At 59.3% G+C, this 25961-nt stretch carries 21 protein-coding genes and 4 tRNA genes; 11 read left to right on the top strand and 14 right to left on the bottom strand.

The genetic code is table 11. From position 1 onward, the window contains the following. Positions 1 to 338: 338 nt before the first annotated feature. The 4 genes from AC1MEE_RS02355 (at position 339) to AC1MEE_RS02340 (ending at position 4606) form a co-directional block, all read left to right on the top strand. A complete protein-coding gene (locus tag AC1MEE_RS02355) occupies positions 339 to 1325 on the top strand; it encodes an ABC transporter substrate-binding protein (RefSeq protein ID WP_480413612.1) in 987 nt (328 codons plus the stop codon). Positions 1326 to 1386: 61 nt separating this feature from the next. Next, complete coding sequence (locus tag AC1MEE_RS02350; RefSeq protein ID WP_480413611.1) at positions 1387 to 2403, top strand: ABC transporter substrate-binding protein; 1017 nt, start codon at positions 1387 to 1389, stop codon at positions 2401 to 2403. A 29-nt stretch (positions 2404 to 2432) separates the two neighbouring features. Then, positions 2433 to 3662: an acyl-CoA dehydrogenase family protein gene (locus tag AC1MEE_RS02345; protein WP_480413609.1), complete on the top strand. Its 1230-nt coding sequence runs from the start codon at positions 2433 to 2435 to the stop codon at positions 3660 to 3662. Then, complete coding sequence (locus AC1MEE_RS02340; protein ID WP_480413608.1) at positions 3659 to 4606, top strand: D-isomer specific 2-hydroxyacid dehydrogenase family protein; 948 nt, start codon at positions 3659 to 3661, stop codon at positions 4604 to 4606. Before AC1MEE_RS02345 ends, AC1MEE_RS02340 begins: the two co-directional genes overlap by 4 nt. An 871-nt stretch (positions 4607 to 5477) precedes the next feature. On the opposite strand, the gene AC1MEE_RS02335 is transcribed toward AC1MEE_RS02340, so the two are convergent. From AC1MEE_RS02335 to AC1MEE_RS02305, 7 genes are all read right to left on the bottom strand, one after another. Further along, positions 5478 to 6515, bottom strand: a complete 1038-nt coding sequence (locus AC1MEE_RS02335; protein WP_480413607.1) for an NADP(H)-dependent aldo-keto reductase — start codon at positions 6513 to 6515, stop codon at positions 5478 to 5480. Between the two features lie 123 nt (positions 6516 to 6638). Beyond that, the gene (locus AC1MEE_RS02330; RefSeq protein ID WP_480413606.1) at positions 6639 to 8954 is read right to left on the bottom strand and encodes a molybdopterin guanine dinucleotide-containing S/N-oxide reductase; all 2316 of its coding nucleotides are present in this window, start codon (positions 8952 to 8954) and stop codon (positions 6639 to 6641) included. A 32-nt stretch (positions 8955 to 8986) separates the two neighbouring features. Beyond that, entirely contained in the window at positions 8987 to 9901 is a 915-nt protein-coding gene (locus AC1MEE_RS02325; RefSeq protein WP_480416132.1) for an ABC transporter substrate-binding protein, read from the bottom strand. 303 nt (positions 9902 to 10204) lie between these two features. After that, a tRNA-Gly gene (locus AC1MEE_RS02320) sits at positions 10205 to 10280 on the bottom strand. Between the two features lie 3 nt (positions 10281 to 10283). After that, positions 10284 to 10359, bottom strand: a tRNA-Glu gene (locus tag AC1MEE_RS02315). A 101-nt stretch (positions 10360 to 10460) separates the two neighbouring features. Further along, positions 10461 to 10536, bottom strand: a tRNA-Gly gene (locus AC1MEE_RS02310). 2 nt (positions 10537 to 10538) lie between these two features. Further along, positions 10539 to 10614 (bottom strand) — tRNA-Glu (locus AC1MEE_RS02305). A 267-nt stretch (positions 10615 to 10881) separates the two neighbouring features. On the opposite strand from AC1MEE_RS02305, the gene AC1MEE_RS02300 reads away from it, so the two are divergent. Beyond that, a complete protein-coding gene (locus tag AC1MEE_RS02300) occupies positions 10882 to 11652 on the top strand; it encodes a hypothetical protein (protein ID WP_480413605.1) in 771 nt (256 codons plus the stop codon). Positions 11653 to 11834: 182 nt separating this feature from the next. Here the strand turns inward: AC1MEE_RS02300 and AC1MEE_RS02295 are convergent, their stop codons facing one another. Then, the gene (locus AC1MEE_RS02295; protein WP_480413604.1) at positions 11835 to 12320 is read right to left on the bottom strand and encodes a GAF domain-containing protein; all 486 of its coding nucleotides are present in this window, start codon (positions 12318 to 12320) and stop codon (positions 11835 to 11837) included. Further along, positions 12317 to 13207 (bottom strand): ATP-binding protein, encoded by an 891-nt coding sequence (locus AC1MEE_RS02290; RefSeq protein WP_480413603.1) that lies wholly within the window; start codon positions 13205 to 13207, stop codon positions 12317 to 12319. The genes AC1MEE_RS02295 and AC1MEE_RS02290 overlap by 4 nt, the downstream gene beginning before the upstream one ends. An 86-nt stretch (positions 13208 to 13293) precedes the next feature. On the opposite strand from AC1MEE_RS02290, the gene AC1MEE_RS02285 reads away from it, so the two are divergent. After that, a complete protein-coding gene (locus AC1MEE_RS02285; RefSeq protein ID WP_480413602.1) occupies positions 13294 to 15633 on the top strand; it encodes a response regulator in 2340 nt (779 codons plus the stop codon). A 129-nt stretch (positions 15634 to 15762) separates the two neighbouring features. On the opposite strand, the gene AC1MEE_RS02280 is transcribed toward AC1MEE_RS02285, so the two are convergent. Continuing rightward, positions 15763 to 16248: a glutathione peroxidase gene (locus AC1MEE_RS02280; RefSeq protein WP_480413601.1), complete on the bottom strand. Its 486-nt coding sequence runs from the start codon at positions 16246 to 16248 to the stop codon at positions 15763 to 15765. Positions 16249 to 16360: 112 nt separating this feature from the next. Further along, positions 16361 to 16756, bottom strand: a complete 396-nt coding sequence (msrB, locus tag AC1MEE_RS02275; protein ID WP_480413600.1) for a peptide-methionine (R)-S-oxide reductase MsrB — start codon at positions 16754 to 16756, stop codon at positions 16361 to 16363. 192 nt (positions 16757 to 16948) lie between these two features. Here msrB and AC1MEE_RS02270 point away from each other — a divergent pair, with 192 nt between their 5' ends. From AC1MEE_RS02270 to AC1MEE_RS02260, 3 genes are all read left to right on the top strand, one after another. After that, on the top strand, positions 16949 to 18160 hold the full coding sequence (locus tag AC1MEE_RS02270) for a pyridoxal phosphate-dependent aminotransferase (RefSeq protein ID WP_480413599.1): 1212 nt from the start codon (positions 16949 to 16951) through the stop codon (positions 18158 to 18160). 231 nt (positions 18161 to 18391) lie between these two features. Continuing rightward, positions 18392 to 19279 (top strand): protease HtpX, encoded by an 888-nt coding sequence (htpX, locus tag AC1MEE_RS02265; protein WP_480413598.1) that lies wholly within the window; start codon positions 18392 to 18394, stop codon positions 19277 to 19279. 144 nt (positions 19280 to 19423) lie between these two features. Beyond that, complete coding sequence (locus AC1MEE_RS02260; RefSeq protein ID WP_480413597.1) at positions 19424 to 20074, top strand: DUF2959 domain-containing protein; 651 nt, start codon at positions 19424 to 19426, stop codon at positions 20072 to 20074. Here the strand turns inward: AC1MEE_RS02260 and AC1MEE_RS02255 are convergent. Beyond that, on the bottom strand, positions 20051 to 20716 hold the full coding sequence (locus tag AC1MEE_RS02255) for a thiopurine S-methyltransferase (protein ID WP_480413596.1): 666 nt from the start codon (positions 20714 to 20716) through the stop codon (positions 20051 to 20053). The two genes, AC1MEE_RS02260 and AC1MEE_RS02255, sit on opposite strands and share 24 nt — an antisense overlap. A 103-nt stretch (positions 20717 to 20819) precedes the next feature. Here AC1MEE_RS02255 and AC1MEE_RS02250 point away from each other — a divergent pair, with 103 nt between their 5' ends. After that, positions 20820 to 21587, top strand: a complete 768-nt coding sequence (locus tag AC1MEE_RS02250) for a DODA-type extradiol aromatic ring-opening family dioxygenase (RefSeq protein ID WP_480413595.1) — start codon at positions 20820 to 20822, stop codon at positions 21585 to 21587. 480 nt (positions 21588 to 22067) lie between these two features. Here the strand turns inward: AC1MEE_RS02250 and AC1MEE_RS02245 are convergent, their stop codons facing one another. Then, the gene (locus tag AC1MEE_RS02245) at positions 22068 to 23750 is read right to left on the bottom strand and encodes a DEAD/DEAH box helicase (RefSeq protein ID WP_480413594.1); all 1683 of its coding nucleotides are present in this window, start codon (positions 23748 to 23750) and stop codon (positions 22068 to 22070) included. A gap of 419 nt (positions 23751 to 24169) precedes the next feature. On the opposite strand from AC1MEE_RS02245, the gene AC1MEE_RS02240 reads away from it, so the two are divergent. Next, positions 24170 to 24961 (top strand): crotonase/enoyl-CoA hydratase family protein, encoded by a 792-nt coding sequence (locus AC1MEE_RS02240; protein ID WP_480413593.1) that lies wholly within the window; start codon positions 24170 to 24172, stop codon positions 24959 to 24961. A 13-nt stretch (positions 24962 to 24974) separates the two neighbouring features. On the opposite strand, the gene AC1MEE_RS02235 is transcribed toward AC1MEE_RS02240, so the two are convergent. Then, entirely contained in the window at positions 24975 to 25730 is a 756-nt protein-coding gene (locus tag AC1MEE_RS02235) for a spermidine synthase (protein ID WP_480413592.1), read from the bottom strand. Positions 25731 to 25961 lie beyond the last annotated feature (231 nt).

Here is a 25961-nt window from a genome sequence, read left to right as displayed (position 1 = left end):
TTCTACTGCCAAAATCGAGTTCGCTGATTTTGCGACTGCTCCGGTCGGACGCGACCCCGGAGCGATCGCGGGCAAGCGCGCTCCTACAATTGACCGAGTTTGCTGCGCGACAGCGCGGCATCGAAGACGGGGCGGGATCTCCTACAGGAATAGTCGCCCCGTAACTTAATTATAATTATTTATATTAATCATGAATAAAATCACTTAAATACATAATTAACATATAACCAAACGATATTTCACATAAATTTCTTATAGGCATAACGTCAATACCAGACCGACCCCTTCTCCAGGCGGAGGCCGCTGAAATGCACCTTTTCGCCTGGAGTCACCTGCGCATGGCCCTTCATCTACGCCCCCACCTGTCCTTTTCTCGCCTGCTACTGGGTGCGCTGCTTACCTTGGCCATCGGCCAACACGTCCAGGCCGCCGAACTGCAACCTCTGCTGGTCGCCAACCAGAAGTCGTCGATCAAGGTGCTATTGCAGGTGGCGGGAGAGCTGAAAGATGTGCCTTACGACATTCAGTTTTCCGAGTTCCCCGCTGCCGCGCCGCTGGGGGAAGCCCTCAATGCCGGCGCCGTCGACGTCGGTGCGCTGGGCGACGCGCCTTATGTGTTCGCCCTCGGCGCTGGCGCGCCATTGAAAGTGGTCAGCATCATTCATGCCGAAGGTCGCTACACCACCGCGATCCTCGCCCCCAAGGATTCACCGCTGAACAGCGTCAGCGACCTCAAGGGCAAGCGCATCGTCACCACCCGCGGCTCCATCGGCCACTTCCTGGCGATCAAGGCGCTGCGCGAAGCGGGGCTGAAAACCAGTGACGTGAGCTTCATCTACCTGCTGCCCAGCGAATCGCGCCTGTTGTTGGACAGCGGCGATGCCGATGCCTGGTCCACCTGGGATCCGTATACCACCATTTCCGTTACCCAGAACCAGGCCAAAGTGCTGATCAGTGGCAGCCAGCTGTTGACCAACCACCTGTACCTGGCCGCCACCAGCAAGGCCATCGCCGACAAACGTCAACAGCTCGAGGATTTCATCGTCCGGGTCGAGCGCGCCTACCGCTGGACCAACGCCCACCCTGATGAATACGCCGCCGCCCAGGCGCAGGTCACCGGCCTGCCGCTGGCAGTGCACCTGGCCGCCGCGAAAAACACCCAGATGAACCGCGTCGAGATCGACGACAGCGTCATCAAGGGACTGCAAAACACTGCGGACATTTACCAGGAAGAAGGCATTTTGACTAAACACATCGACGTCTCCAAAGGCTTCGACAAGCGCTTCAACGCAGCGCGCGCGCAACTCACTCAAGCCTCCCAATAACTCACACAGGAGCCCGTAACATGAGCGAATACGTCGAGCGGCTCCAAGGATGCGTTCATTCATGACGACAAAAAACCAGGGACTGTTCAACCGACGCGATTTTCTCGCCGCCGGCTCGCTGGCTCTCGGCGCGCTGGGTCTGGGACTTGCGCCCCGGCTCTCCGCCAAGGGCAATGAGCTGGCTGACCTGACCCTGGACGTGGCCACCTATAAGGGCGGCGACTCGTATTTCACTGACGACGCGAAAACCGATCAGCGCCCGTATCAGGTCAAGTACGCGGAGTTTCCCGGCGGCAACCTGATTGTCGAGGCACTGGCCGCCGGCAGTCTGGACATCGGCTCGATGAGTGAAATCCCACCGATCTTTTCCATCCAGAGCCATCGCCAACCCAAGCTGATCGCGGTGTTGCAGGGCGATGTCAACAATCAAGTGTTCCTGATTCCCAAGGACTCGAAGCTCGAATCGATCGAACAATTGCGGGGCAAGCGCGTCGGTTACGTGCGCTCGACCACCTCGCACTACTTCCTGATCAAGGCACTGAAAGAACAGGGCCTGACCCTCGCCGACATCACGCCCATAGCCCTCACCCCGCAGGACGGTTTCAGCGCGTTCCAGAGTGGTCAGTTGGACGCATGGGTGATTTATGGCGTGTTCATCCAGTTGGCGAAATTTCGCAGCGGGGCCCGCGTCCTCAAAACCGCGCTGGGTTACCTCTCCGGCAATTACCTGATAGCCGCGCGGCCTGCTGCCCTCGAAGACCCTTTACGTCGTCAGGCGATCCAGGATTATTTGCAGCGCGAAAACCAGACCCTGCAATGGATCAACGACAACCCGGAACCGTGGGCCGCCAAATCGGCCCGACTTCTGGGCGTCGACAAGGCAGTGTTTCTCGACATGTACAACAGCCGCAGCCAGCCTTGGAAGATGCTTGAGGTCAATGATCAGGCCATCGTCTCGCAACAGGAAGTCGCCGATGTGTTTTTCGATGCCGGCGTGCTGAGCGAACGAATCGACGTTGCGCCCTTGTGGGACCGTCAGTTCAAACTTTTACCCACAGCCTCGGCCAGCCAAGGCTGATCAGGCTTTTTCAATAAGGGACCCCATTGATGAGCCTTTCAACCCTTCGGCCCGCTACCGTGCGCCAGAGCGATATCGATTCAGCCCCCGCCACCGAATCAGCCGAAGCTTTCGCGGCCAGGCTGGCGGCTCTCAGCGAAGCACTGGCGGACACGGCCGAGAGCTATGACCACAGCGGCGCGTTTCCCCATGAGAATTTCCGTCTGCTGCACGAACATCAGTTGATTGCCTTGAGCGTACCCGCTGATCTGGGCGGCGGCGGTGCCGATCTGGTGCGGGCGCAACAGGTGATCAGCGCCGTGGCCAAAGGTGAGCCGTCTACCGCACTGATTCTGGTGATGCAGTACCTCCAGCACACGCGTCTGCAGGAGAGCAAAAGCTGGCCGCAGGATTTGCGTCTGCGGGTCGCCGAAGAGGCCGTGCGTGACGGGGCGTTGATCAATGCCCTGCGGGTCGAACCCGACCTTGGCACTCCGGCCCGTGGCGGTCTGCCCGCGACCACCGCCCGACGCACCGCTGAGGGGTGGCGCATCAGCGGCAGCAAGATCTACTCCACCGGCAGCCATGGCCTGACCTGGTACAGCGTCTGGGCGCGCAGCGATGACCAAGACCCTCTTGTCGGCGCCTGGCTGGTGCACAAGGACACCCCCGGCATTCGCATCGTCGAGGATTGGGACCACTTGGGCATGCGCGCCACCTGCAGCCATGAAGTGATCTTCGAAGACGTGCTGGTGCCGCTGGAACATGCGGTCAGCGTCAGCCCCTGGAGCGCGCCTCAGGCAGAACTCGATGCCTCGGGGATGCTGTGGATGTCGGTGTTGCTGTCCTCGGTCTACGACGCCATCGCCCACTCGGCCCGCGACTGGCTGGTGGATTGGCTGGAGCAACGCAAACCCTCCAACCTCGGCACCGCGCTGTCGACCCTGCCGCGCTTCCAGGAAACCGTCGGGCATATCGACACCCTGCTGTTCGCCAACCGCAACCTGCTGGATTCCGCCGCTCAGGGCCGCACCCCGGCCGCGCATGCCGCGCAGATCAAATACTTGGTCACCGGTAACGCGATCCGCGCTGTGGAACTGGCCATCGAAGCCGCCGGCAACCCCGGACTGTCGCGCAAGAACCCGCTGCAACGGCATTATCGCAACGTCCTCTGCGGGCGTATCCATACCCCGCAGAACGATGCCGTTTTGACCGGTGTTGGCAAAGCCGCCTTCGCGCAACGCCAACAAGGACAAGACCAAAAAGGACAACGCCCATGAGCAACCTCGTGATCGCCAGCCAGCTGGACGAAGATTACAACCAGACCTTGCGTGAGCGTCTGCCCCACGCGCGTGTTCTGACGATTGCGCCAGGCACGCCCAGCGACCTGCCGCCCGAAGTCAGCGTGCTGCTGGCACGACCGATCAATGTGCGCGGCTATCAGGCAGCCGATACTCCACCCGAAGGCTGGCCGTATGGATTGAAGTGGATTCAGGTGGTGTCGTCGGGCGTTGACTTCTACCCGCAGTGGTTTCTACGCGGCCCACAACTGACCACCTCGCGCGGCAGTGCAGCGGAAAATCTGGCCGAGTTCGCCCTGGCGGCGATCTTCGCTGCCAACAAACACCTGCCGGATATCTGGGTACACGACTCGAAATGGAGCTTTACCCCGCTCAAGCCGGTCAAGGGTACGACCCTCGGGATCTTTGGTTTTGGCGCCATCGGCCAGAGCCTGGCGAGCAAGGCGCTGGCGCTCGGCATCAACGTCATTGCCCTGCGCCGGGGAGACACGCCGTTCGAAGTGCCGGGCGTCCGGGCGGCACGGGATATTCACCAGTTATTTGCCGAGTCCGACCATGTGGTGCTGGCCGCGCCGATCACACCGGCCACGCGCAACATTGTCGACCGCGACGTGCTGGGCAACGCCAAACCGGGCCTGCACTTGATCAACATCGCACGAGGCGGCCTGCTCGACCATGAAGCCTTGCTCGATGCGTTGAATCAGGGGCGCATCGGCCTGGCCTCGCTGGACGTCACCGATCCGGAACCACTGCCCGACGGCCACCCGCTCTACCATCATCCCCGGGTGCGCCTCTCCCCTCATACCTCGGCCATTTCCAGCAACAGTCGCCAGGACCTGATTGACGGGTTCACCGCCAATCTGCAGCGCTACCTGACCGACCAGCCGCTGGAAAACCTCACTGACCCGAGCAGAGGTTACTGACTCATCGCGAGAGATCCCGCGCTGTCGCGCAGCAAACTGGGGCTCGATTCTGCCCGGAGGGCGTAGGAGCTGACTTGTCTGCGAAAAGGGCCGAAGGACCTTCCAGCGGTGGTGAATTCACCATTTTTGCCAGCGCTTCGGTCAAGCGCGACCCCGGACGGATCGCAGACAAGTCAGCTCCTACAGATTGCGAAAATTCACTTCATATATTCCAATCACTTACAGGTTGTTTGGGGGGCCTCGCCGCGTCTTCCACGCTGCGCTATCGCGCAGCAAACACGGTCAATTGTAGGAGCGCGCTTGCCCGCGATGGACCGCGAAGCGGTCCCGAAAATGCTGAGCACAGTTATATTGCCAGAATCGCGTTTGCTGATTTTGCGACTGCTCCGCAGCCGATCGCGGGCAAGCGCGCTCCTACAAAATAATCTTTTTATTTCAGCTAGTTATGCATTGTTTGATGAGAGGCCTCGCCGCGTCTTCGACGCCGCGCTGTCGCGCAGCAAACTGGGGCTCGATTCTGCCCGGAGGGCGTAGGAGCTGACTTGTCTGCGAAAAGGGCCGAAGGACCTTCCAGCGGTGGTGAATTCACCATTTTTGCCAGCGCCTCGCACTGGATCGCAGACAAGTTCAAGTCAGCTCCTACAGATTGCGAAAATTCACTTCATATATTCCAATCACTTACAGGTTGTTTGATGAGAGGCCTCGCAACTACGCGTCCCGCTGCGAAAGCGTTGGATCAGGCTCATATATTCCGCAAGTCATGACGCTCTTTTTTGCACGACGGGCCCCTTCGCAGGCAAGCCTGCCCCCACATTAGAGTCTCCATCAGTTCAGGATTTGTGTCAGGCACAGACCGGCCTGAATCCGGCCCTTAAGGCGCCGGGTTCGGTTGGCGGGTATGAATCGCTTCCAGACCGGTCAGCACTTCCTCGGAGAGGGTCAGGTCGATGCTCGCCAGGTTGCTGGACAGTTGCTCCAGCGTCGTCGCGCCGATGATGTTGCTGGTCACGAAGGGCCGGCTGGTGACATAGGCCAACGCCATTTGTGCCGGGTCAAGACCATGCTCGCGGGCCAGCGCTACGTAGTCGGCGCTGGCGCGTTCGACCTGAGGATTGTTGTAGCGCTGGAAACGCTCGAACAGGGTCAGCCGTGCATTGGCCGGTCGTGCGCCATCAAGGTATTTGCCGGCCAGCACACCGAAGGCCAGGGGCGAATAGGCCAGCAGGCCGATCTGCTCACGGAAGGCAATTTCCGCCAGGCCGATTTCGAAGGTGCGGTTGAGCAGGTTGTAGGGGTTCTGAATCGATACCGCACGCGGCAAGCCTCGGCTTTCGGCCAGGTGCAGAAAACGCTGAGTGCCCCACGGCGTTTCATTGGAAAGGCCGAAATGGCGGATCTTGCCCGCCTTCACCAGATCGTCCAGAACCGACAGGGTTTCCTCTATGTCCACCGCCTGGTCTTCAGGATCATGCTGATAACCCAACGCGCCAAAGAAGTTGGTCTTGCGATCCGGCCAGTGCAGTTGATACAGGTCCAGGTAATCGGTGTTCAAACGCTTGAGGCTGGCTTCCAGCGCCTCGGTGATGTTGGCGCGGTCGAGCCGTGGATTACCGCCGCGGATATGCTCCATGCGGCCAGGGCCGGCCACTTTGCTGGCCAGAACCCAGTCCTTGCGGTCGCCGTGCTGCTTGAAGTATTGGCCGATAATGCGCTCGGTCTGCGCGTAGGTTTCGGCGCGCGGTGGCACCGGGTACATCTCGGCGGTATCGAGAAAGTTGACCCCCGCCTGCTTGGCCAGCCGAATCTGCGCGAAGGCTTCTGCTTCGGTGTTCTGCTCGCCCCAGGTCATGGTGCCCAGAGCGATGGCGCTGACCTTGAGGTCGGTCTTGCCCAATGTTCGAAACTGCATTGATGACTCCGTCTGGTTCGAATGAAAAATGCGTCCTGCCTCGGACGCGTGTAACGCGACAACTATTAGGCGCCTACCTACTTCAACGAAGCCAGTTTTTTTGCCGGCTCGGACGCCTGCTCGCTATGACGATTGAGCGGTACCGGGGCAGATGGCAATCATCATCGGCGGCTCAAACGCGGTGATGGCTGGCAACGCCTGGTCCCACCTCACGATCTCCACTGCAGCGGTCTGTGCCGAGCAGCCTTGGGAAAGACTGGAAGCGCCAACGTCGGCAGTGATCACATTCGGGTTGCCATGTTTTTCCAGGCTGTTGCGCTCGCCATGGACCAACGGATCGAACCAGGCTCCGGTGGCGATCTGCACCACCCCGGGACGAATCCCGTCGGAGACAATCGCCCCGGCCAGAAACGCGCCGCGCTCATTGAACACCTTGACCACATCACCGTCGGCAATCCCGCGGGCGCGTGCGTCCTCGGGATTGAGGGTCAACGGTTCGCGCTGCTGGATCTTCGAGGATCGGCTGTAGGCCCCGTGATCGTATTGGCTGTGCAGACGGGTTTTCGGCTGGTTCGACAGGAGATGCAGGGGAAACCGTATCGGCGGTTTGTCCAGCCACACCGGGTAGCCAGGGCAATCGGCGTAACCGAAGCCCGCGATGCGCTCGGAAAAGATTTCGATCCGCCCCGAAGGGGTCGGCAACGGATTCGCATCAGGGTCTTCACGGAAGGATTTGAGCAGCACGGTGTCGGTTTCGGGATAACCGATCTCGAACACGCCCTCACGCCAGAACTGATCGTAGTCTGGCAGCTCAATCCCGTATTCCTGCGCCCTGCCCCGAGATTCGTCATAAATGAAGCGCAGCCAGGCTGCTGCATCGCGACCTTCGGTGAAGGCTTCGGCCAACCCCAGACGCTCGGACAAATCGGCCAGAATCGAATAATCATCGCGAGACTCGCCCACCGGCTCGATAGCCTGCTGCATGGCGATCATGAACCGGTCCGAGGCAGCGCTGCCGATATCGTTGCGCTCCAGCGCCGTGGTCGCCGGCAGCACGATGTCCGCGTACTTGGCCTGATCGGTCCAGAACTGTTCATGGACGACGATGGTTTCCGGCCGTTTCCAGGCTTCCAGCAGGCGGTTGAGGTCCTGATGGTGGTGGAAGATGTTGCCCCCCGCCCAATAAACCAAGCGAATATCCGGGTAATGCAGGTGCTTGCCGTTGTAGTCGAACGCCGCGCCCGGGTTGAGCAGCATGTCGGTCACCCGCGCCACGGGGATGAAATCCTTGACCGGATTGCTCCCTTGAGAAAAGCGCGGCCCGGAGAACGATTTGCGTCCGCTGCCGGTGTTGTTCATGCAGCCATAACCCAGACCGAAACCACCGCCCGGCAAGCCGATCTGCCCGAGCAAGGCCGCCAACGTCACGGTCATCCAGAACGGCTGCTCGCCATGCACCGAGCGCTGCAAAGAATAGGCGATGTTGATCATGGTGCGCTGGCGTGCCATACGCCGCGCCAGTTCGGTGATCTGTGTGGCGGGGATATCAGTCAAGCCTTGCGCCCAGTTCGGGTCTTTGGGCTGGCCGTCGCTGTGGCCCAGTAGATAATCGCGAAACCGCTCGTAACCCACGGTGTAACGTCGAACGAAGTCCTCGTTGTGCAGGCCTTCGCAGATCAGCACGTAGGACAGCGCCATCATCAGCGCAGTGTCACTGCCGGGACGAACGGGCAACCACTGATTGTTTTTCGGTCCGGCCAGATCGTCGCGCAAGGGACTGACGTTGACGAACTGCACGCCGGCATCGGACATCTTTTCCAGCGCGCGGGTCAATAAATGCTCGCTGGCACCACCAGGGCTGGTTTGGGCGTTTTTCGCCGGCAGGCCGCCGAAGGCGACAAACAGCTCGCAGTGCTGCGCCAGATTACTCCATGAGGTGTGCGCCGCCAGCAGCCAGTCCATGTTGCCGACGATGTGCGGCATCAACACCCGACCAGCGCCAAGACTGTAGCTGTCCATGCTGAACACGTAGCCGCCGAAGCTATTCAAAAATCGATGCAGCTGACTCTGCGCGTGGTGAAAGCGCCCGGCACTGCCCCATCCGTAGCTGCCACCGAAAATGGCTTGATTGCCATGTTCAGCCTTGACCCGACGCAGCTCTCTGGCAACCAGGTCCAACGCGACTTCCCACGACACTTCAACGAAGGGCTCCTGGCCGCGCAACGCCTGAGCACGCAACGAGGGATGAGCGCCGTGATGGGCGAGATAGCCGCGGCGCACCGCAGGCCGCAGGATCCGGGTTGGCGAGGTGATGGCGTCTGCCATCGAGGCACCTATGGGCGACGGATCAGGGTCCCATTCCACCGGCACCATGGCCTCCAACTTACCGTCGACGACCTGCGGGCGATATGCGCCCCAATGCAGCGAAGTAAAACTCATGGCGCGATGCACTCCTTAAAGCGGCGGACAGGTCAGCGCGTCGCCTGGACCGGTTCGCTCAAAGCGCCGTTGAATGAGTCGTCGAATACATTGGCCGCCGGATAGGATTTGGTCAGCCCCGTGCCGTTGAAAAAGTCGATGGTCTGCTGCGCTTCGGCGATGACCTGAGCGGTGATCGGCACCACGGTGATCTGCGAGCGTTCGAACCAGCGCCGGGCGACCTCAGCATCGGCCTTGGTCAGCGCGGCCCAGGCATTGGCGTAAGTGTCGGTGTTCTTCGGATCGCTGACCGACCAGGCGCGTGCAGCGTGCAGCCGTTGTAGAAAGTCGCTGATCTGCGCCCGCTTGTCTTTGATGGCGTGTTCATTGGCCACAATGAAGCTCTGCGCCGGGATCAAGCCCTTGGCGGTGGCGATGACCCGTGCGCCCTGACGTTCCTGCTGAGTGACGTAAGGGTCCCAGGTGGCGATGGCGTCGACCGAACCGCCGTCCAGCGCATGGGAAGAATCCAGTGCGCTGAGGTAGCGATACTCCACTGCGTCGCGGGAAATACCGGCCTTGTCCAGGGCGGTGAGCATCAACTGCTGGCTGAACGAGCCTTTCCAGATCGCGACCTTCTTGCCCACCAGATCGGCGACGGTCTTGATCGGTGAATCCTTGGGTACGACGATGGCCACGCCTTCCAGACTCTGCCGCGAAACGCCGATGACTTTGATCGGCGCACCCAGCGCGCCCATGAACAACGCCGGGGCGTCGCCCAACAGGCCGACGTCCAGACTACCGACGTTCAACGCTTCGGCGACCGGAGAACCGGCGGTGAATTGCTTCCATTCCAGGGTGTAAGGGAGATCCTTGAGCACCCCGGCGGCTTCCATCACCGTACGCGCGCTATAGCTTTGATCACCGACGATCAGGTCAGCGGCCTGTGCCGCCAGCGTGGTCGTCATCGCCAGAGCCAGGCCAAGCAGGGTGCTTTTTTTCCAGATAGTGCGTTTGATCAACACGTACAGTCTCCACAGGCCCACACGGAGCCGGATCACAAGAGTGAGGTCCGGTCCGCGCGCGCGGTAGCCGACTGCCCGCCTAATAACTGATTAGCAGCATAAGATGGCTTTTTAAAACCATAACACCAGGCATGTCATTACCAAAATTCATTTTCAGTCTTAGGTAATATGCAAAATGAAGTATCGAGCGGGGACGTGAGGCGCAAAAACAAAAACGCCGCTCAATGAGCGGCGTTTTTGTATAAATGGAGCGGGAAACGAGACTCGAACTCGCGACCCCGACCTTGGCAAGGTCGTGCTCTACCAACTGAGCTATTCCCGCAAATGGCGTCCCCTAGGGGACTCGAACCCCTGTTACCGCCGTGAAAGGGCGGTGTCCTAGGCCACTAGACGAAGGGGACGCTGCCCGAAACATACGCTGTATGTTCCAGTGTCCAAAACCTGATCCGAAGATCCTGCCTTGGTTTCACCAGCCCTGCCCGAGAGCAAGACTGCTTAAAAATGGAGCGGGAAACGAGACTCGAACTCGCGACCCCGACCTTGGCAAGGTCGTGCTCTACCAACTGAGCTATTCCCGCAATGGCGTCCCCTAGGGGACTCGAACCCCTGTTACCGCCGTGAAAGGGCGGTGTCCTAGGCCACTAGACGAAGGGGACACACGTACAACATTCACTACTTATTTGCGTTTCGCTGTGTGCTTTACGCTGTAAGTGGCGCGCATTCTATGGATGCTTTGCCGGGTCGTCAACCCCAATCTATAAATATATCTAAATCAATGACTTCCCTGCGCTTTGAGATCTTCGCCAGCGCTTCGAGGCGCCTGATAAACAACGCCGTTAGTTTGACGATCGACCACTACACCTATCGGCCAAAAGGCTTAACCACTACACTCGGTCGCAAACTACCTGAATGAGGTTTCAACGGTGACACCACTCATGATCACCCTGCTGATTGTAGCCGGCATCGCCATTCTGATTGCCATCGGCTACCTCACCCATGTGGCGGAAAACAACAAGCTGGAAAAGGCTCGCCTTAAAGTCGAGCTAAATGATCGCCTGCGCCGTTGCAGCGAGCTCAGCGAAACCTTCCCCGGCCAGTTGATGACGCCCGCCCTCAAGCTGCTGTTGACCCGCCTGGAGCTCAATGTGAACCAGCGCATGCTGGCGCTGGATAAAGGCAGCAGCACGCTCAAGGCACGCATAGCTGAACTCGCAGCGTTGGTAGATAAGGGTGATGCGATCCCGATCAACAATCCGCCCAACCCGATCCAGACCGAAGCCAAGGCCAAGGACGTGCGCTTTCTATTAGAAGCCTTGCACGGCCAAGTGACCCGCGCCGCCCATGACGGCTTTTTGCCGAACAACGAAGCCAAGTACTGGGTCAAGGAAATTCGCCATATCCTGGTCCTGCTGCACATCGAGTTCTTCAATAATCTGGGACAACAGGCGCTCTCCCACGACCAGCCTGGCCAGGCGCGACTGGCGTTCGAACGTGGCGTGCAGTACCTGCGCAAACAGCCGGAGCCGGCCGTTTATCAAGAACAGCTCCAGTATCTGGAGAAACTGCTGGCACGCTCCAACTCCATGGTATTGACCAACATTGCGCCCGTTGAGGGCGAACATAACGAGCTGACCGAGGGTTTGAAGACCGTCGAGGCCGACGCCGACTGGAAAAAGAAAGCGATCTACGACTGAGGTTTCGTAGAGGGCTGGGTTCACCTTGAATCCCCGTGGGAGCGAATTCATTCGCGAAGAGGCCAGCAGATCCAACATCATTGGTGTCTGACACTCCGCCTTCGCGAATGAATTCGCTCCCACAGAGATCACCTATCCTCTGGAGCCAACGTGTTGGCTCTACAGACCGTTGCTCAGCGTTGCTATTCGCAGGTCGTCAGCTTCAGAAAAATGGCCGCCAACTGCTCGATCCCCGCCTGATCCTCCTCGGAGAAACGCCCGATACTCGGGCTGTCCAGATCCAGCACGCCAATCAACCGGCCTTCCTTGACCAACGGCACCACCAACTCGCTGTTCGATGCGCTGTCGCAGGCAATGTGCCCGGCGAACGCGTGGACATCTTCGACCCGCTGAGTCTGCCGCGTGGCTGCCGCCGTGCCGCAAACACCACGACCGAACGGGATTCGCACGCAGGCGATCTGCCCCTGGAACGGCCCCAGGACCAGCTCTTCATTGCGGGTCAGGTAGAACCCGGCCCAGTTCAAATCGTCGAGCTGACTGAACAGAAAGGCCGAAAACTGCGCGGCGTTGGCGATGAAGTCGCGCTCATCCGCCAGCAGGGATTCCAACTGGGCGGCCAGCAAGGTATAGCCATTAAGGCCGGCACCGGTGCTCTGTAAATCGATCATGCTTGTTGCTCCAACAATTTAAGGCCTACCCAATAACGCGCGAATTGATAAGCGCAACGGCCGTTGCGATTGCCGCGCCCGGTCGCCCAGCGGACCGCGACGATATCCAACGCTTCATCGCGCTGCCACTCAAGCCTGGACGCTGCTGCCAACTCACCGATCCAGTGCTCGACCACACTCAGAAAGTGTTCCTGAGTAAAAGGGTAGAACGACAGCCAAAGACCAAAACGGTCGGACAAGGCAATCTTGTCTTCCACCGCCTCGCTGGGGTGCAACTCGCCGTCGACGCGTTGCCAGTTCTCGTTGTCGCTTTCCTTTTCCGGCACCAGATGGCGACGGTTGGACGTGGCGTACAACAGCACGTTGTCCGGCGCCTGCTCCAGCGAGCCGTCCAGCACACTTTTAAGCACGCGGTAATCGCTCTCGCCCGCCTCGAACGACAGGTCATCGCAAAACAGCACAAAGCGTTGCGGCAATTTCTGCAACTGCTCCACCACCCTCGGCAGATCGCCCAAGTGATCACGCTCGATCTCGATCAGGCGCAAACCGGCCTGATGGTTCTCAGCCAGTAGCGCACGCACCAGGGAGGATTTGCCAGTACCGCGCGACCCCCAGAGCAAGGCATGGTTGGCGGGCAGGCCATCGATGAACTGTCGGGTGTTGCGTGCCAGTTGATCGCGCTGCCTGTCGACACCGATCAGGTCGGACAGGCGCATGTCCAGGCTGACCTGCAACGGCATCAAATAACCACTGCGACCTTCCTGCACCCAGCGTGCGGCTAAAGAATGCGTCCAGTCGACGGGCTGGCGCGGCGCCGGCAATAAAGGCTCCAGTCGCGCCAGCACCGCATCGGCGCGTTCGAGAAATGCATTTAACCGAGAGTCCACGATGTCTCCTTAATTAAACTGAATGAAGGCAAGGCCTGATCAGCTATGCTTCCTCGGCAAAGGAACACAAGGAATGGCTCTACCCCATGGATATATCGTTCACCAACCGCCTGTCGTTCAAGCAAGCGCGCCTGACAGTATTGGTCGGTTTCGTTCTGGGAACCCTGCTCAGCCTGGTTCAAGTTACCCTCGATTATGCCAGCGAAGATGCCTCCATCGATCGCGAAATTCGTTCTTTACTGGAAATCAGTCATAACCCGGCTTCGCGAATCGCCTACAACATCGACGCCGAACTCGCTCAGGAACTGACCCTGGGCCTGCTGCGCTCTCCCGCTGTCATCGGTGCCAGACTGAGCGACAACAATAATGTAACGCTCGCCAGCGTCGAGCGTCCCCGGGCACAAAGTCGTTATCGAATGGTCAGCGACTATCTTTTCGGCGCAAACCGCCAGTTCGAAGACTCCCTGCACCTGGACCGCATGCCTGACGAGTCGATGGGCACCTTGCACCTGGATATCGACACCTTTGCCTTTGGCAGCCACTTCCTGGAACGCGCCGAAATCACCCTGCTCAACGGTTTTGCCCGCAGCCTGCTGCTGACCGGCATCCTGTTGATGCTGTTCTACGCCACGCTGACCAAACCGCTGGTAGGGGTAATTGGTGCGCTGAGCCGCAGCGATCCACGCCGCCCGAATCAGACCCCGTTGCCTTGCCCGCCTTGCCATGAACAGGATGAGATTGGCGTGCTGGTGCACGTCGCCAATCAGCAGTTCGAAACCGTCGCCAGCGAATTCGCCCGGCGCCAGACAGCTGAAAATCGCCTCACCGAGCATTTGAACGAACTGGAAAACATCGTTTCGGCGCGCACCACCGAACTCAAGGCCAGCAATATCCGCCTCAGTCAATCCAACGAAGAGCTGCAAATTGCGCGCAGTACGGCGCTGGACATGGCTCACGCGCGCTCGGCCTTCCTGGCCAACATGAGCCACGAAATCCGCACGCCGCTCAACGGCTTGCTGGGCATGCTCTCCCTGTCACTGGACAGCCCGCTCAATGCCGAACAGCGCCAGCAACTGTCGATTGCCCATGACTCGGGCAAAGTACTGGTGGAGTTACTCAACGATATCCTCGATTTGTCGAAGTTCGATGCCGGCCAGCTTGAGCTTGAGCATATCCCTTTCGATCTGGGCGCACTGATCGAAGACACCGCCAACCTACTGTCGCAAAACGCGGCGCCCAGCGTCGAATTGACCTGCCTGATCGATCCGCACTTCCCGGCATTGGTACTCGGCGATCCCACGCGGGTTCGACAAATCGTCAGCAACCTGCTGTCCAACGCGTTGAAATTCACCCGCTTTGGCCGCGTCGATGTACGCCTGAGCGCACACGCCAACGGCATACGGATCGAAGTTCGTGACACCGGAATCGGCATCGCCCGGGACGCCCAGGCGAAAATCTTCCAGCCCTTCACTCAAGCGACGACAGGCATCACCCGTCAGTTCGGCGGCACCGGTCTTGGGTTGGCGCTGACCCACAACCTGTGTGGTGCCATGAACGGCCATCTGAGCATTGAGTCCGAAGTCGGCTTCGGCAGCCGCTTCTGCGCCGAGCTACCGCTGCCCAGCCACGCCCCGGCGCCAGTTCTCGGGCGACTCAAAGGCCGGGTGATCGCCGTCAGCCCGGCCAGCAGCGGCTTGGCGGAGCTTCTGGCAAGCCTGTTACCCAGTTGGGGCATCGACTACCAGCGCTACGGCATCGGCGACAGCCTGTTCGGCGTCGAGCCTGACCTGCTGATCACCGACTGCCCGGAATGCCTGTTCGGCCTGCGCCCCGCCATCAAGGCGCCGATCCTGCTGATCACGGCCTACGGCAACTTCATGCCCGGCGAACAGGTCACCGCCCTCGCGCCTCTGCAGCAACAGGCTCGCCCGCTGGCGCGCAATGCGCTGTATCAGACCTTGCGCCGAACATTGCAGCCGGATGACCCCAGCCACCCGGAGCTGTTGTTCAGGAATCAAGCGACACCGCGCCGTGCGCAAATCCTGCTGGTCGAAGACAACCCGGTCAACCAACTGGTGGCCAAAGGCATGCTGAGCAAGCTCGGCTGCAACGTGATCGTCAGCGGACATGGTGCCGATGCACTCGAGCAGCTTGAGCATCAGCACTTCGATCTGGTGCTGATGGACTGCAACATGCCGGTGATGAATGGTTATGAAGCGAGTCGGCAGATTCGCCAGAGCGGGCGCTGGCCACAGCTGCCGATCGTCGCCCTGACGGCCAACGCCATGCCCGAAGAACGCGAACGTTGTCGCGCGGCGGGCATGAGCGATTACCTGGCCAAACCCTTTCGCCGCGAAGAACTGATCAGCCTGTTGGATCAATGGCTGCCCCCGGCGCGGGGTGGAGGGGACGGTGGAAGGGACTGATTTATTTTCAGCGCCTCATCGAAAATTAATCTGTCCCTGACCGGGCCGGGGACAGATTGATTTTTCAAAGAGCGCGAAAAATAAATCAGTCCCCTAAATCAAAAAATAAATCAGTCCCCTAAATCAGACTCATTTCAACAGCGCTTCGATTTCGCTGGTGAGGTCTTCTGGCTTGGTCAGCGGCGCGAAGCGTTTGACCAGCTTGCCGTCCTTGCCGATCAGAAACTTGGTGAAATTCCACTTGATGCGCTCGGAACCCAGCAGGCCCGGCGCCTGTTTCTTCAATTGGACGAATAACGGATGAGCGTCACTGCCATTGACGTCGATCTTTTTGAACAGCGGAAAACTGACGCCGAAATTCAATTCGCAGAACTCGGAAATCGCCCCTTCATTGCCCGGCTCCTGATGGCCGAACTGATTGCACGGGAAACCCAGCACCACCAGACCTTTATCCTTGTAACTCTGCCAAAGCTGTTCCAGGCCTTTGTACTGCGGAGTGAAACCGCATTTACTCGCGGTATTGACCACCAACACGGCCTTGCCAGCAAAATCGGCCAACGTCTTTTGCTCACCTTTGATGGTTGTGCACGGGATGGTCAGCAGGTTTTCGCTCATGGCAACACCTTCAACAATTGGAATGTGGATAAAACATAGTGCGCAATTGAATTGCGCGCAATTTAATTCACCCCATCAATACCACGGCATAAGACGATCGCCCTGATTCGCCTTACTCTCTCGGCACCAGATTCAGACACACCGAGTTGATGCAATAACGCAGGCCGGTCGGCGGCGGGCCGTCTGGAAACACATGCCCCAAATGAGCATCGCATTTGGCGCAAACCACTTCGGTGCGGATCATGCCGTGGCTCACGTCCCGGATGTCGATGACCGCGCTGTCCTCAATGGGCGCGTAGAAACTCGGCCAACCACAACCGGAATCGAATTTGGTGTTGGAATCGAACAACGCTTCGTTGCAGCATACGCAGTGATAGATGCCGGCGGTCTTGGTGCTGTTGTATTTCCCGGAAAACGGGCGCTCGGTCGCTTTCAGGCGACAAACGTTGTACTGCTCTGGATCGAGCATCGCCTGCCATTCTTCACGGGTTTTTTCCAACTTATCCATGGGTACACCTCCGAATCTGAAAAAGCCCGATCTGTATCTTTTCCACGGATCGGGCGGCACGTATGATTGCGCCTCGTTAGACGCCAGTCTGTCACCCGCGTTTCGCGCATACAAATCCATTTTCATGGCGCTATGCTCGGCGATCCAGGTTGTGTGAATACAGTGGATCGTCCATTTTCGGGATCAATCACCATGCAGGTCAGCAAATCGAACAAGCTCGCCAACGTCTGCTACGACATTCGCGGGCCAGTGCTCAAGCACGCCAAACGCCTGGAGGAGGAAGGTCATCGCATCCTCAAGCTGAATATCGGCAACCCCGCGCCATTTGGTTTCGAAGCGCCGGACGAAATCCTGCAGGACGTGATCCGCAATCTGCCAACCGCTCAGGGCTACAGCGACTCCAAAGGCCTGTTCAGTGCGCGCAAGGCCGTCATGCAGTACTACCAGCAGAAACAGGTAGAAGGCGTCGGCATTGAAGACATCTACCTGGGCAACGGCGTTTCCGAGCTGATCGTGATGTCGATGCAGGCCCTGCTCAACAACGGCGATGAAGTGCTGATCCCGGCCCCGGATTACCCGCTGTGGACCGCTGCCGTGGCCCTGGCGGGCGGCAGTCCGGTGCACTACCTGTGCGATGAACAGGCTTACTGGTGGCCTGACCTGCAAGACATCAAGGCCAAGATCACGCCGAACACCAAGGCCCTGGTGATCATCAACCCGAACAACCCGACAGGCGCGGTCTATCCCAAGGAAGTGCTGCTGGGCATGCTGGAGCTGGCGCGCCAGCACAATCTGGTGGTGTTCTCCGACGAGATCTACGACAAGATTCTTTACGATGACGCGGTCCACATCTGCACCGCCTCGCTGGCCCCAGACCTGCTCTGCCTGACCTTCAACGGCTTGTCCAAGTCGTACCGCGTCGCGGGCTTCCGTTCTGGCTGGGTTGCCATTTCCGGACCCAAGCACCACGCCCAGAGCTACATCGAAGGCATCGATATGCTGGCCAACATGCGCCTGTGTGCCAACGTGCCGAGTCAACACGCGATCCAGACCGCATTGGGCGGCTACCAGAGCATCAACGATCTGGTGTTGCCACAGGGCCGTCTGCTGGAGCAACGCAACCGGACCTGGGAATTGCTCAACGACATCCCCGGCGTCAGCTGCGTCAAACCGATGGGCGCGCTGTATGCCTTCCCGCGCATCGACCCGAAAATCTGCCCGATCCACAACGATGAGAAGTTCGTCCTCGACCTCCTCCTGTCGGAAAAGCTGCTGGTGGTTCAGGGCACCGCCTTCAACTGGCCATGGCCGGACCATTTCCGCGTAGTGACCCTACCGCGTGTCGACGACCTGGATCAGGCCATCGGCCGGATCGGCAACTTCCTCAAGACCTATCGCCAGTAAGCTAACGATCCACTCCCTGCCTTGCGTGGCCCGAACGGGCCGCGCAGCGTGTCCGTTGACCTTTGTCGAGCTCGTAACGCGCTGGTTCGCGAGCAGTTCGACCGTGCTGGTTGATCATCAGGAACAGGCAGACGACACAGTTTGAAATAGTCCCCCAGTTGAATAGCCGCTGGCATCCCCTTATATACCCCGCATCACGTTGCATATTTTCATGAGGAGATCGTTTAAACCATGATGCGCATTTTGCTGTTTTTGGCCACTAACCTGGCGGTCGTGCTGATTGCCAGCATCACCCTGAGCCTTTTCGGCTTCAACGGGTTCATGGCGGCCAATGGGGTTGATCTGAACCTCAATCAGCTGCTGGTTTTCTGCGCTGTATTTGGTTTCGCAGGCTCGCTGTTCTCGCTGTTCATCTCCAAGTGGATGGCGAAAATGAGCACCAGCACCCAGATCATCACCCAGCCCCGCACTCGCCATGAGCAATGGCTGTTGCAGACCGTCGAACAGTTGTCCCGCGATGCAGGGATCAAGATGCCCGAAGTCGGCATCTTCCCCGCGTACGAGGCCAACGCCTTCGCCACCGGCTGGAACAAGAACGAGGCGCTGGTCGCAGTCAGCCAGGGTTTGCTGGAGCGGTTTTCACCCGACGAGGTGAAAGCGGTACTGGCGCACGAAATCGGCCACGTCGCCAACGGCGATATGGTCACCCTGGCGCTGGTGCAAGGCGTGGTGAACACCTTTGTGATGTTCTTCGCACGGATCATCGGCAACTTCGTCGACAAGGTGATCTTCAAGAACGAAGAAGGCCAGGGCATGGCCTACTACATCGCAACCATCTTCGCCGAGCTGGTATTGGGCTTCCTGGCCAGCACCATCGTGATGTGGTTCTCGCGCAAACGCGAATACCGGGCTGATGAAGCCGGTGCGCGCCTGGCAGGCACCGGCGCGATGATCGGCGCCTTGCAGCGCCTGCGTTCGGAACAAGGCGTGCCGGTGCAGATGCCGGACAGCCTGACCGCCTTCGGCATCAACGGCGGCCTCAAGCACGGGCTGGCAGGCCTGTTCATGAGCCACCCACCGCTGGAAGACCGCATCGAGGCGCTTCGCCGTCGCGGCTGATAAGCTTCAGGCACTGTCATGAGAGGGCGACGCAAGTCGCCCTTTTTTGTTTGTTTGGTGAAACTATTCGCATCGAGTGCCCCTGTGGGAGCAGGCTTGCCTGCGAATAGCGGTGTATCTGACACAAAATTAGGGAATCCAGCCATGCGCCCATTCGTTCTTGCCTGCATCGCCCTCTTCGCCCTGAGCGGCTGCCAAAATGCGTACTTCGCCGCCATGGACAAGGCCGGCATCCCGAAACGGCAGATGCTGGTCAACCGGGTCGAAGACGCGCGCGATGCACAACAGGATGCCAAACAGCATTTCACCAGCGCGCTGCAGAATTATCGCAGCGTGGTGCAGTTCAACGGCGGCGACCTGGAGAAGCGCTACAACGCGCTGAATGACGATTATCAGGCCAGTGAAAAGAGCGCAGCGGCTGTGCATCACCGCATTGGCGTCATTGAAGACGTAGCCGACGCGCTGTTCGACGAGTGGAATGACGAACTCGATCAATACAGCAACAAAGACCTGCGTGCCGCCAGCGCCAAGGAACTGGCTCGCACCCAAACCGAATATCGCGAACTGCTACAGAAAATGAAAACCGCTGAAAGCCGCATAGAGCCGGTGCTCAGTGTATTGCATGATCAGGTGCTGTTCCTCAAGCACAACCTCAACGCTAAGGCAATTGGCGCGCTTAAGGGTGAGTACAGCAACCTGCAAGGCAATGTCGATCAACTGCTCAAAGACATGCAGCGCTCGATCGACGATTCCGATGCGTTTGTCCGCCACCTACAACACAGCGCGGCGCAGTAGGCGATAAGCTCGTTCCTCCAGCCGCGTAGCGCCGGCCTGGAGGAATTTCCAGCTCTCGCCCAGTACATCGCGCTCTTCAAGAATGTCCAGCTGCCAGTCCGACGCCAGCAACTGCTGCACTTCAGCATCGGGCACTGAAAACGGCGGTCCGTCGATTTGCGTCTGCTCGTATTCCAGGGTGATCAACAGCCCTTGGCACACGCCGGGCAAAATCTGCGTGAGGTGCTGCGTGTAGCGTTCGCGCATCTCGGGCGGCAGTGCGATCAGAGCGGCACGATCATAAAGCCCCACACACTCGACGACGTCCTGTGCCGTCAGGGCAAAGAAATCGCCACACCACAGCTCGATCGACTCGGCGCTGTAGACCTTGAACGGTCCCCGCTGACTGATTTTCGCGGCCAGTTGCTGCTCGTTGAAAAAGTCCTCCACGGCTTTTTCCGACAACTCGACCCCCAGCACCTGAAACCCCTGGCCAGCCAACCAGGCCAGATCAAGGCTTTTACCGCACAGCGGCACCAGCACCCGAGCAAGCTTTTCAAGCTCAAGCTCAGGCCAAAAGCGTTGCAGATTGGGATTAACCTCTCCCAGATGAAAGCCAATCTGATTGCGCGCCCAACGCTTGTGCCAAAATTCCGGCTGCATAAATACTCCCGATAATTCGATCAAATGACACTAAAACTTATATTAGATTTAGATCAATATTCTGCCTGAAGATAACGTCATCTTAACGCTCAGGACTCTCGCTATGTTCCCCAGCTTATTTATCTCCCATGGTTCGCCGATGCTCGCGCTGGAACCTGGCGCGAGCGGTCCTGCACTGGCACGCCTGGCCGCCGAGATGCCGAAGCCGCGAGCCATTGTGATCGTATCGGCCCACTGGGAAAGCCAGGAGCTGTTGGTCAATGGCAACCCACAGCCGGAAACCTGGCATGACTTTGGTGGCTTTCCGGCCGCCTTGTTTGCCGTGCAATACCCGGCGCCCGGCTTGCCGGAACTGTCGGCCCAGGTGGTCGACCTGCTCACTGCCGGCGGCCTCCCGGCACGTATGGACAGCAAACGCCCCTTTGACCATGGCGTCTGGGTGCCGCTGTCGTTGATGTACCCGCAAGCCAATATTCCCGTGGTGCAAGTGTCGCTGCCCACCCGCTTGGGCCCGGCTCTGCAAACCAGGGTCGGTCGCGCACTCGCCAGCCTGCGCGAGCAGGACGTGCTGGTGATCGGTTCCGGCAGCATCACCCACAACCTGCGGGATCTGGACTGGCACGCCGGGCCAGAAAGCGTCGAACCCTGGGCCAAGGAGTTTCGTGACTGGATCGTCGACAAACTGGCGAGCAACGACGAAGCAGCCCTGCACGACTACCGTCGCCTGGCGCCACACGCCGTTCGCAGCCACCCCAGCGATGAACACCTGCTGCCGCTGTACTTCGCGCGCGGTGCTGGCGGTGAGTTCAGCATTGCGCATCAGGGGTTCACGATGGGGGCGTTGGGGATGGATATTTATAGGTTTGGGTAAGAGCAGGGGGACCGAGTGTATATCCGGCATTTGTGTGTGCTGGAATTATGGTTCCGCTCTTACAGCGGCTCACTTTTGGCAAACGCCCCAAAAGTAAGCAAAAAGTCTTGCCCCTCCATACGGGTCCTCGCTGGTGCTCGGACTGCCCTCGCTCCGGCATTGCTCCGGGGGGTGCCGCAAGGGGCCATCCATGGCCCCGTGCGGCTAACTCGGCGTCCTGCCTCGTTCCCCCCTGCGCAATACCTCCACTCGGCCTTCTGGAAATGGGGCCTGACCCGAACTCAGGATTCAATTCACGTGAAATTGTAGGAGCGCGCTTGCCCGCGATCAGCTTGACGCGGTGTGTCAGGAAAGCCGCTATTCGCAGGCAAGCCTGCTCCCACAGAGGAATGCAACCACCTGCGAAAGCCATATTGAAGACAAAAAAATCCCCGAACCAGTCGGGGATTTTTTTGTTCAGACGATCAGCTCAAGAGCGGATCAGTCTTCGCGATAGCGACGCAGCTTCAACTGCTTACCGGCAACGCGGGTGTCCTTGAGTTTGGTCAACAGACGCTCAAGGCCATCTTCCGGCAGCTCGACCAGGCTGAAGCTGTCGCGCACCTGGATGCGGCCGATTGCTTCGCGGGCCAGACCGCCTTCGTTGAGGATTGCACCCAACAGGTTTTTCGCAGCGATACCATCACGCGCACCCAGCGCGGTACGGCAACGAGCACGGCCTTCAGCCAATGGAACCGGAGCACGACGCTCACGATCAGCACCGCTGCGCTCAGGACGATCACCCGAAGAAGAACGATCACTACGCTCACGTGGCGCGCTGGTCGGAACCAGTGGGCGGTCACGTTCGATGGCAGCCAGGGTCAATGCCTGACCGTTGGTAGCCTTGCGCAACAGAGCTGCGGCCAGGGCACGCGGGCTGCAACCGATATCGGCGATCAGGCGATCGAGCAGATCACCGTGGGTCGATTCTGCGTCAGCCACCAGTGGCGTCAGGCTGTTGGTCAGTTTCTTGATGCGTGCATCGAGAACGGCTTGAGCGTCCGGCAGGCGGACTTCAGCAACCTTCTGACCGGTAACACGTTCGATCACTTGCAGCATGCGGCGCTCACGCGGAGTCACCAGCAACAACGCACGACCTTCGCGACCGGCACGGCCAGTACGGCCGATACGGTGAACGTAGGACTCAGGATCGTAAGGCATGTCCACGTTGAATACGTGGGTGATACGCGGTACGTCGAGACCACGGGCAGCAACGTCGGTCGCAACCACGATGTCCAGACGGCCATCCTTGAGCGATTCGATGACGCGTTCACGTTGGTTCTGAGCAATGTCACCGTTCAGCGCAGCGGCTTTGTAGCCTTTGGCTTCCAGGGCGCTGGCCAGATCCAGAGTCGCTTGCTTGGTCCGCACGAACATGATCAGTGCGTCGAAATCTTCCACTTCCAGCAGGCTCAGGACAGCAGAGGTCTTCTGGTCAGCGTGAACCAACAGGTGAGCCTGTTCGATCGCGGTAACGGTCTGGGTCTTGGTCTGGATCTTGACGTGCTTCGGATCGCGCAGATGGCGTTCGGCGATGGCACGGATAGATGAAGGCAAGGTGGCCGAGAACAGAACGGTCTGACGGGTTTCCGGCATGGCCTTGAAGATGACTTCCAGGTCGTCCATGAAGCCCAGCTTCAACATTTCGTCCGCTTCGTCGAGAACCAGGTGGTTCACGGTAGCGAGGACTTTTTCGTCACGGCGAAGGTGATCGCACAGACGGCCCGGCGTGGCGACAACGATCTGTGCGCCATTACGGATAGCTTTCAATTGCGGGCCCATCGGCGCACCGCCGTAGACAGCCACAACCGTTACGCCCGGCATTTGCTTGGCGTAGGTTTCGAAAGCGGTTGCTACTTGCAGGGCCAGTTCGCGAGTCGGCGCGAGGATCAGCGCTTGTGGTTCGCGTTTGGCCGGGTCGATGCGGTGCAGGATCGGCAGGGCGAACGCAGCGGTTTTACCCGTACCGGTTTGCGCCTGACCAATCATGTCGTGACCGGCCATGATGATCGGGATCGATTGCTGTTGAATAGCCGAAGGCTCTTCGTAGCCGGTCGCGATGACAGCTGCAAGGATATTTGGATGAAGTTCAAAAGCGGCGAAGCCGCCGAATTCCTGGGTCATGGGTCTGCCTCTAGTGCATCCGCAAAGACCCATGTTCCAAAGCTGCGCGTGCCGTGTAAGACCCTAGAGTCGCCCTGGCTGCTTTGTCGGCGGGGATTTGCGAAAACGTTTGGATGAATGGATCGTCAAGGATAGCCCGCAGAGCGGACAAGCAGCCGAAGCTGGCTTCGGGGAATTGCAATACCTGAACGAGGGCCCGGTTAAAGGCCGGCGCGCACTATACCGGAATTACGCACAAAAGTGAGGGTTTTTTTAAGAAAAGAACGATGGCGCGTCTGTCTGTCACAGGCTTTGCGCAAATTGATGCCAGTGTCTATTTTGCAAAGGCCCGGTATCACTAGGCTAAGCTGCTTAAACGGTTCACTGCTTCAGCTGTCCATCGCTCTTCCGACCCCATTCAACGCGCAAGGATTATGCCCATGTCCTCCACCACCAACGGCCGAGTCAGTTGTGAACAACGTGGTCATGTCCTGCTGATCGGACTCGATCGCGTTGCCAAACGCAATGCCTTTGATATCGGCCTGCTCAACGAACTGAGCCTCGCCTACGGCGAATTCGAACGCAACGAATCTGCGCGGGTGGCCGTGGTGTTCGCTCATGGCGAACATTTCACCGCCGGCCTGGATCTGGCTGCGGCCGGACCGGCCCTGGCCAACGGCTGGAACCTGCCCGAGGGCGGCTGCGATCCATGGGGCGTGTTCGCCGGCCCCAGGGTGAGCAAACCGGTGATCGTCGCCGCCCAGGGTTACTGCCTGACCATCGGCATCGAGTTGATGCTCGCCTCGGACATCAATCTCTGCGCCAGCAACACCCGCTTCGCGCAAATGGAAGTGCAGCGCGGCATCTTCGCGTTTGGTGGCGCCACCTTGCGCTTGCATCAACGGGCAGGCTGGGGCAACGCAATGCGCTGGCTGCTGACTGGCGATGAGTTCGACGCGCATGAGGCTTATCGAATGGGTCTGGTGCAAGAGGTTATGGCCAGCGAAGATTTGCTGCCCCGTGCCGTGCAACTGGCCGAGCGCATTGCAGCGCAGGCGCCGTTGGGGGTCTACACAACCCTCGCCTCCGCCCGCCAGGCATTGCTTGAAGGCGAAACCGCTGCGGCGAAAAATCTTCCGGCGCTGGTTCGCAGCGTAATGGCCAGCGAAGACGCCAAAGAAGGCGTACGGGCAATGCTGGAGCGCAGGCCCGGTGACTTCAAAGGCCAGTAGACGCTCGGGACGATCAGGTCGCCGGGCGGATGGTCTTGATCAACGACAGCAGCGAATAACCCAGACGCGGCGCGAGGGTTTCGGCGCGCTCGGTCAATGATTGCAGGTCCAGGGTCTGTTCCAGGTCCGCCGGCACCATCAGAATCACGTTGCCCTCTTTCACCGGCAGTTCCCAGTAATGGCGATGATAAAGACCGCGCAACAGCGCTGCGCCCAAGGGTTTGCCGTCATCGGTGGCCCATTGGTTGATCACCAGCCAGCCGCCCGGATTGAGGCGCTTCTGACAGTTTTCCAGAAAACGCCAGGCCAGATGGCCGACGCCGGGGCCGTGATCGGTATACAGGTCGACGAAGATCAAGTCGGCGGACTCGGCGCTGCCGAGCAACTCCAGGGCATCGCCGACGCGGATATACAGGCGTGGATCGTCATCCAGACCGAGGAACTCGACGGCCAGGCGCGGGACGTCCGGGCGCAACTCGATGGCTTCGACGTCTTCGAGCGGCAGAAACTTGAGACACGCCTGGGTCAGCGTCCCCGCGCCAAGGCCCAGAAACAGTGCGCTTTCCGGCGCGTCGTGACACAGCGCGCCGATCAGCATGGCGCGGGTGTAGTCGTATTCCAGCCAGCTCGGGTCAGCGGTGAACGTGCAGCTTTGCTCGATGGCATCGCCGAACTCAAGGAAGCGGTACTCATCCACTTCCAGCACGCGAATCATGCCAAAGTCATCGTGCACTTCAGCCAGTACCCGCTCCACACGCTCCTCAGTCATTGCCTCTCCTAACGGTGTGCCAACCGCCTGGTGGCAAGCGGGAAAGCGCGGATTGTCCTCTGTGCAGCCGTTCGCAGGCAAGCTCCCGCATCTGTTGAATCCGATGCAGATCCCTTGTGGGAGCGAATTCATTCGCGAAGAGGCCGGCACATTGAACCCTTCTTTGTCTGACCTGCCGCCTTCGCGAATGAATTCGCTCCCACAGGTTTGGCGCCACCGCAATCCGGACTG

This window comes from Pseudomonas sp. ASL3 (genome assembly GCF_056680425.1).
Note: the sequence above shows the minus strand (reverse complement) of the source record. Positions and strands in the feature narration are given on the sequence as shown.